Here is a 2,500-nt window from a genome sequence, read left to right on the forward strand (position 1 = left end):
TATATTTGCACCCGCTTAGCTGATGAGGCTGGGTTGTTTTCGAGAGGGGATTTGGTCATTTGGCCAATTTTTTTTCGGAAAAATTGAAGAAGAAGTTCATATACATATTGTAACGACAGCGTAAAGAGAATAAGAACCATTTTGATGCGGGGACTTCGGTTTTCCGGGTGTCGGACAGACATTCAAGGAAATACAATGAAGAGTTTGATCCTGGCTCAGGATGAACGCTAGCGGCAGGCCTAACACATGCAAGTCGAGGGGCAGCGGGGATAAGCTTGCTTATCCGCCGGCGACCGGCGCACGGGTGCGGAACGCGTATGGAACCTGCCCCTGTCAGGGGAATAGCCCAGGGAAACTTGGATTAATGCCCCATGGTACCGCGATATCGCATGATATTGCGGTTAAAGATTTATCGGACAGGGATGGCCATGCGTACCATTAGCTAGTTGGTAAGGTAACGGCTTACCAAGGCAACGATGGTTAGGGGCCCTGAGAGGGGGATCCCCCACACTGGTACTGAGACACGGACCAGACTCCTACGGGAGGCAGCAGTGAGGAATATTGGACAATGGTCGGAAGACTGATCCAGCCATGCCGCGTGCAGGATGACGGCCCTATGGGTTGTAAACTGCTTTTATACGGGAAGAAACCCGCCTACGTGTAGGCGGCTGACTGTACCGTAAGAATAAGGACCGGCTAACTCCGTGCCAGCAGCCGCGGTAATACGGAGGGTCCGAGCGTTATCCGGAATCATTGGGTTTAAAGGGTCCGTAGGCGGGCCTGTAAGTCAGGGGTGAAAGTTTGTGGCTCAACCATAAAATTGCCTTTGATACTGCAGGTCTTGAGTCATGGTGGGGTTGCCGGAACATGTGGTGTAGCGGTGAAATGCATAGATATCACATAGAACACCGATCGCGAAGGCAGGTGACCAACCATGTACTGACGCTGATGGACGAAAGCGTGGGTAGCGAACGGGATTAGATACCCCGGTAGTCCACGCCGTAAACGATGGATACTAGCTGTGGGGACCTCGGTCTCCGTGGCCAAGCGAAAGTGATAAGTATCCCACCTGGGGAGTACGTTCGCAAGAATGAAACTCAAAGGAATTGACGGGGGCCCGCACAAGCGGTGGAGCATGTGGTTTAATTCGATGATACGCGAGGAACCTTACCAGGGCTTAAATGCAGGCTGCATGGGGTGGAGACATCCCTTTCTTCGGACTGCCTGCAAGGTGCTGCATGGTTGTCGTCAGCTCGTGCCGTGAGGTGTCAGGTTAAGTCCTATAACGAGCGCAACCCCTGCCGTTAGTTGCCAGCATGTAAAGATGGGGACTCTAACGGGACTGCCGGTGCAAACCGTGAGGAAGGTGGGGACGACGTCAAATCATCACGGCCCTTACGTCCTGGGCCACACACGTGCTACAATGGCCGGTACAGAGGGAAGCCACCCCGCAAGGGGGCGCGGATCTACAAAACCGGTCACAGTTCGGATCGGGGTCTGCAACTCGACCCCGTGAAGCTGGAATCGCTAGTAATCGGATATCAGCCATGATCCGGTGAATACGTTCCCGGGCCTTGTACACACCGCCCGTCAAGCCATGGAAGCCGGGAGTGCCTGAAGTCCGTCACCGCGAGGAGCGGCCTAGGGCAAAATCGGTAACTAGGGCTAAGTCGTAACAAGGTAGCCGTACCGGAAGGTGCGGCTGGAACACCTCCTTTCTAGAGAAAGAGACGCCCGGAGACGGGGGTCCCGCACGAGGTGGTCCTTTTATCTTTGTGCTGTCGTTTATGATATGTTTGTTGATATACTGGCAAGAAAAGGCCAAGACAGTCTCATAGCTCAGCTGGTTAGAGCGCTACACTGATAATGTAGAGGTCGGCAGTTCGAGTCTGCCTGAGACTACGGAAGCGGCGAAGCCGCGGTTATAAGTTTTGAGTTTTGGGTTCAAGGTTTATAAAAGTTCTTTAAAAAAGTATTGAATAGGAAATTCTGGAAGTTGAGACACCAGTTGTTGGTTCTTGGTTGATGGTTGATGGAGATTACGATCAACGAACAACGAACAACAATCAACTAGACTGGGGAATTAGCTCAGCTGGCTAGAGCGCCTGCCTTGCACGCAGGAGGTCAAGGGTTCGACTCCCTTATTCTCCACCACGGCAAGTGCCGTCCACCGATCGGTGTGGCGGTGTGCCAGAAAGTTCATTGACATATTGGGACGGAGCGTGATGGTTTTACCATCATGGCGAAGTCAAAAGAAGAAACACGAAGTAGAATAGAATATATAAGGATTACGAGAGGGCATTTGTACTTAGGTACAGGTGCGACAAGCAAAAGAAGGGCGTATGGGGGATGCCTGGGCTCTCAGAGGCGACGAAGGACGCGATAAGCTGCGAAAATCCACGGGGAGCTGCACATGAGCATTGATCCGTGGGTGTCCGAATGGGGCAACCCGGCTGGTTGAAGGCCAGTCACACCGCAAGGTGGGCGAACCCGCTGAACT

At 52.8% G+C, this 2,500-nt stretch carries 2 tRNA genes and 2 rRNA genes (1 of these 4 cut by a window edge); all 4 read left to right on the plus strand.

What is annotated here, in order from left to right:
- The first annotated feature begins 192 nt into the window (after positions 1–192).
- Positions 193–1,718, plus strand: a 16S ribosomal RNA gene (locus tag EO131_RS03615).
- A gap of 110 nt (positions 1,719–1,828) precedes the next feature.
- Positions 1,829–1,902 (plus strand) — tRNA-Ile (locus EO131_RS03620).
- A 175-nt stretch (positions 1,903–2,077) separates the two neighbouring features.
- Positions 2,078–2,154, plus strand: a tRNA-Ala gene (locus EO131_RS03625).
- Between the two features lie 166 nt (positions 2,155–2,320).
- Positions 2,321–2,500 (plus strand): 23S ribosomal RNA (locus EO131_RS03630); it runs 2,638 nt beyond the window's last position.
- Together the 16S and 23S rRNA genes with 2 tRNA genes alongside form the textbook arrangement of a ribosomal RNA operon.

This window comes from Flagellimonas beolgyonensis (assembly GCF_003992615.1).
Lineage (GTDB): Bacteria > Bacteroidota > Bacteroidia > Flavobacteriales > Flavobacteriaceae > Flagellimonas > Flagellimonas beolgyonensis.